Raw genomic sequence first — 5,563 nt, 5'->3', positions numbered from 1 at the left:
AATCCCAGAAACAGGTGAAGGGCCGCCCCGAAAACGGGACAGCCCCACAACCTGTATAAGTCCGGCGGCGACCTACTCTCCCACACAGTCCCCCATGCAGTACCATCGGCGCTGAAGAGCTTAGCTTCCGGGTTCGGAATGAGACCGGGCGTTTCCTCTTCGCCAAAACCACCGAAACACTCTGACCATCACAGCCATCACCGGCCGTACAGTCAGAACCACACAGTGGACGCGTAGCACCTTCGAAGACAAGCCCTCGGCCTATTAGTACCGGTCAGCTCCATGCGTCACCGCACTTCCACCTCCGGCCTATCAACCCGATCATCTAGTCGGGGGCCTTACCAGGCTACCCTGAGGGAGATCTCATCTCGAAGCAGGCTTCCCGCTTAGATGCTTTCAGCGGTTATCCCTTCCGAACGTAGCCAACCAGCCATGCCCTTGGCAGAACAACTGGCACACCAGAGGTTCGTCCGTCCCGGTCCTCTCGTACTAGGGACAGCCCTTCTCAAATCTCCTACGCGCGCGGCGGATAGGGACCGAACTGTCTCACGACGTTCTAAACCCAGCTCGCGTACCGCTTTAATGGGCGAACAGCCCAACCCTTGGGACCTACTCCAGCCCCAGGATGCGACGAGCCGACATCGAGGTGCCAAACCTTGCCGTCGATATGGACTCTTGGGCAAGATCAGCCTGTTATCCCCGGGGTACCTTTTATCCGTTGAGCGACGGCGCTTCCACAAGCCACCGCCGGATCACTAGTCCCTGCTTTCGCACCTGCTCGACATGTCTGTCTCACAGTCAAGCCCCCTTGTGCACTTGCACTCAACACCTGATTGCCAACCAGGCTGAGGGAACCTTTGGGCGCCTCCGTTACTCTTTAGGAGGCAACCGCCCCAGTTAAACTACCCACCAGACACTGTCCCTGATCCGGATCACGGACCCAGGTTAGACATCCAGTACGACCAGAGTGGTATTTCAACAATGACTCCACCAGAACTGGCGTCCCAGCTTCACAGTCTCCCACCTATCCTACACAAGCCGAACCGAACACCAATATCAAGCTATAGTAAAGGTCCCGGGGTCTTTCCGTCCTGCCGCGCGTAACGAGCATCTTTACTCGTAATGCAATTTCGCCGAGTCTGTGGTTGAGACAGTGGGAAAGTCGTTACGCCATTCGTGCAGGTCGGAACTTACCCGACAAGGAATTTCGCTACCTTAGGATGGTTATAGTTACCACCGCCGTTTACTGGCGCTTAAGTTCTGAGCCTCGCCCCGAAGAGCTAACCCGTCCCCTTAACGTTCCAGCACCGGGCAGGCGTCACTCCGTATACATCGTCTTACGACTTAGCACGGAGCTATGTTTTTAGTAAACAGTCGCTTTCCCCTGGTCTCTGCGGCCACTCCCCGCTACGGAAGCAAGTCCCTACACGGAGAACGGCCCCCCTTCTCCCGAAGTTACGGGGGCATTTTGCCGAGTTCCTTAACCACAGTTCACTCGAACGCCTCGGTATTCTCTACCTGACCACCTGTGTCGGTTTAGGGTACGGGCGGTCTTGACACTCGCTAGAGGCTTTTCTCGGCAGCATGGGATCATCCACTTCGCCACAATCGGCTCGGCATCAGGTCTCAGACACATGAGATGCGGATTTACCTACACCCCGTCCTACACCCTTGCCCCAGGACAACCACCGCCTGGGCTGGACTACCCTCCTGCGTCACCCCATCGCTTGCCTACTACCAGACAGGATCCCACCCTCACCCCCACACCCCCGAAAGGACATGAAGACTCGAAATGGTTAGCACACCCGGCCTCAGCATGGACGCATCAACACCGGTACGGGAATATCAACCCGTTATCCATCGACTACGCCTGTCGGCCTCGCCTTAGGTCCCGACTCACCCTGGGCGGATTAGCCTGCCCCAGGAACCCTTGGTCATCCGGCGGACGGGTTTCTCACCCGTCATTCGCTACTCATGCCTGCATTCTCACTCGTATGGCATCCACGACTGGGTCACCCCGCCGCTTCACACGCCACACGACGCTCCCCTACCCACACACAAACCTGGACATCAAAGATGCCGGGCCACTTGTGCATGCCGCAGCTTCGGCGGTGCGCTTGAGCCCCGCTACATTATCGGCGCGGAATCACTTGACCAGTGAGCTATTACGCACTCTTTCAAGGGTGGCTGCTTCTAAGCCAACCTCCTGGTTGTCTATGCGACTCCACATCCTTTTCCACTTAGCGCACGCTTAGGGGCCTTAGCTGGCGATCTGGGCTGTTTCCCTCTCGACTACGAAGCTTATCCCCCGCAGTCTCACTGCCGCACTTCACTTACCGGCATTCGGAGTTTGGCTGACTTCAGTAAGCTTGTGGGCCCCCTAGGCCATCCAGTGCTCTACCTCCGGCAAGAAACATGCGACGCTGCACCTAAATGCATTTCGGGGAGAACCAGCTATCACCGAGTTTGATTGGCCTTTCACCCCTACCCACAGCTCATCCCCCAGGTTTTCAACCCTGGTGGGTTCGGTCCTCCACACGGTCTTACCCGCGCTTCAACCTGGCCATGGGTAGATCACTCGGCTTCGGGTCTTGGACATGCGACTCAAACGCCCTCTTCGGACTCGCTTTCGCTACGGCTACCCCACACGGGTTAACCTCGCCACACACCGCAAACTCGCAGGCTCATTCTTCAAAAGGCACGCGGTCACCAGACCGAAGTCCAGCTCCCACGGATTGTAGGCACACGGTTTCAGGTACTCTTTCACTCCCCTCCCGGGGTACTTTTCACCTTTCCCTCACGGTACTAGTCCGCTATCGGTCACCAGGGAGTATTTAGGCTTAGCGGGTGGTCCCGCCAGATTCACACGGAATTTCACGGGCTCCGTGCTACTTGGGAAAACATTCAGGAGAAACACTGTTTTCGGCTACAGGGCTGTTACCCTCTATGGCGGTCCATTCGCATGACCTTCGCCTAACAGCATTTTTTCTGACTCCTCGAAGAAACGGCAGTCCCTTCAGAACGCTCCCACAACCCCAGCATCGCAACGCCTGCCGGCTCTCACACGACACTGGTTTAGCCTGATCCGCTTTCGCTCACCACTACTCGCGGAATCACGGTTGTTTTCTCTTCCTGCGGGTAATGAGATGTTTCACTTCCCCGCGTTCCCTCCACATGCCCTATGTGTTCAGGCATGGGTGACAGGATTTAAAGCCCTGCCGGGTTTCCCCATTCGGAAATCCTCGGATCATAGCTCGGTTGACAGCTCCCCGAGGCATATCGCAGCCTCCCACGTCCTTCATCGGCTCCTGGTGCCAAGGCATCCACCGTGCGCCCTTACTAACTTGGCCACAAAGATGCTCGCGTCCACTGTGCAGTTCTCAACGTACGGACAGCCCCAGCCGCACCCGCAGGACCCACCCCCACACCGGGAAGCAGTACCCCACCACGACCAGACCCACAGCCCACCAAGCCCCCCAGCAACACCGGGCCCACCCCCACCAGGAGGCAGACCCGACACCACCAGACAACCAGACAGACCAGAAGAACCAGAGACAACCAGACCCACAGGCCTGACTCCCTCAGGACCCAACAGCGTGCCACGACCACCCACCAGCCACCAGAACCATTCCACCCCACCACCCCACCCAGACACACCCACCCCGAAGGACAGACACACCCAGACAGACCAGCAGGAGTACTAGACCCCAGCACCAGCCAGCAATCATCGTCAGTGATCCACACCCATGAGCAACCAGACCGGCCTACACATCCGGCCCTGGCCCTGGACCCACCCACCCCCACAGGGGCAGACAAGCCAGACGCTCCTTAGAAAGGAGGTGATCCAGCCGCACCTTCCGGTACGGCTACCTTGTTACGACTTCGTCCCAATCGCCGGTCCCACCTTCGACGGCTCCCCCCACAAGGGTTGGGCCACCGGCTTCGGGTGTTACCGACTTTCGTGACGTGACGGGCGGTGTGTACAAGGCCCGGGAACGTATTCACCGCAGCATTGCTGATCTGCGATTACTAGCGACTCCGACTTCACGGGGTCGAGTTGCAGACCCCGATCCGAACTGAGACCGGCTTTTTGGGATTCGCTCCACCTCACGGCATCGCAGCCCTTTGTACCGGCCATTGTAGCATGTGTGCAGCCCAGGACGTAAGGGGCATGATGACTTGACGTCATCCCCACCTTCCTCCGAGTTGACCCCGGCAGTCTCCTATGAGTCCCCGACATTACTCGCTGGCAACATAGGACGAGGGTTGCGCTCGTTGCGGGACTTAACCCAACATCTCACGACACGAGCTGACGACAGCCATGCACCACCTGTGCAGGACCCTTACGGACCCCCCATCTCTGGAGGATTTCCCTGCATGTCAAACCCTGGTAAGGTTCTTCGCGTTGCATCGAATTAAGCCACATGCTCCGCCGCTTGTGCGGGCCCCCGTCAATTCCTTTGAGTTTTAGCCTTGCGGCCGTACTCCCCAGGCGGGGCGCTTAATGCGTTAGCTGCGGCACGGAGGCCGTGGAAGGTCCCCCACACCTAGCGCCCAACGTTTACGGCGTGGACTACCAGGGTATCTAATCCTGTTCGCTCCCCACGCTTTCGCTCCTTAGCGTCAGTTCCGGCCCAGAGACCCGCCTTCGCCACCGGTGTTCCTCCTGATATCTGCGCATTTCACCGCTACACCAGGAATTCCAGTCTCCCCTGCCGGACTCTAGCCTGCCCGTATCGACTGCAGGCCCGGGGTTGAGCCCCGGGTTTTCACAGCCGACGCGACAGGCCGCCTACGAGCTCTTTACGCCCAATAATTCCGGACAACGCTTGCACCCTACGTATTACCGCGGCTGCTGGCACGTAGTTGGCCGGTGCTTCTTCTGCAGGTACCGTCACTTGCGCTTCGTCCCTGCTGAAAGAGGTTTACAACCCGAAGGCCGTCATCCCTCACGCGGCGTCGCTGCGTCAGGCTTTCGCCCATTGCGCAATATTCCCCACTGCTGCCTCCCGTAGGAGTCTGGGCCGTGTCTCAGTCCCAGTGTGGCCGGTCGCCCTCTCAGGCCGGCTACCCGTCGTCGCCTTGGTAGGCCATCACCCCACCAACAAGCTGATAGGCCGCGGGCCCATCCCGAGCCGATAAATCTTTCCACACCACCAGATGCCCGGAGGTGTCATATCCGGCATTAGCCCCGGTTTCCCGAGGTTATTCCAGAGCTCGGGGCAGGTTGCCCACGTGTTACTCACCCGTTCGCCGCTAGGAGCCGAAGCCCCTCGCTCGACTTGCATGTGTTAAGCACGCCGCCAGCGTTCGTCCTGAGCCAGGATCAAACTCTCCATCAATGCATGAAGACGACCGGACTTCCATCCGGCCAGATCCCAACATCACCACCGCGACCACAAAGGCCACAGCAGCGTGTTCAAAGGAATCCCCTCACAACCCCACCAGCCACACCCACCATCAAGATGGACACAACCAGCCAGGCCGCAAAAGAGGGGGTAAAACATATTTGGCACTGACAATCGGCACGCTGTTGAGTTCTCAAGGAGCAGACGCTTACCGG

General features: G+C 58.5%; 3 rRNA genes. All 3 read right to left on the bottom strand.

Annotated features, from left to right (window positions below):
• Positions 1 to 59 precede the first annotated feature (59 nt).
• A 5S ribosomal RNA gene (rrf, locus tag MXD95_RS07305) occupies positions 60 to 176 on the bottom strand.
• A gap of 68 nt (positions 177 to 244) precedes the next feature.
• Positions 245 to 3,350: ribosomal RNA gene (locus MXD95_RS07300) — 23S ribosomal RNA — on the bottom strand.
• Between the two features lie 482 nt (positions 3,351 to 3,832).
• Positions 3,833 to 5,342, bottom strand: a 16S ribosomal RNA gene (locus MXD95_RS07295).
• Together the 16S, 23S and 5S rRNA genes form the textbook arrangement of a ribosomal RNA operon.
• Between the last annotated feature and the right edge of the window lie 221 nt (positions 5,343 to 5,563).

Origin of the sequence: Frankia sp. AiPa1 (assembly GCF_023243075.1) — a bacterium.
GTDB lineage: Bacteria > Actinomycetota > Actinomycetes > Frankiales > Frankiaceae > Frankia.
This window is presented reverse-complemented; position numbering and strand designations above follow the sequence as displayed.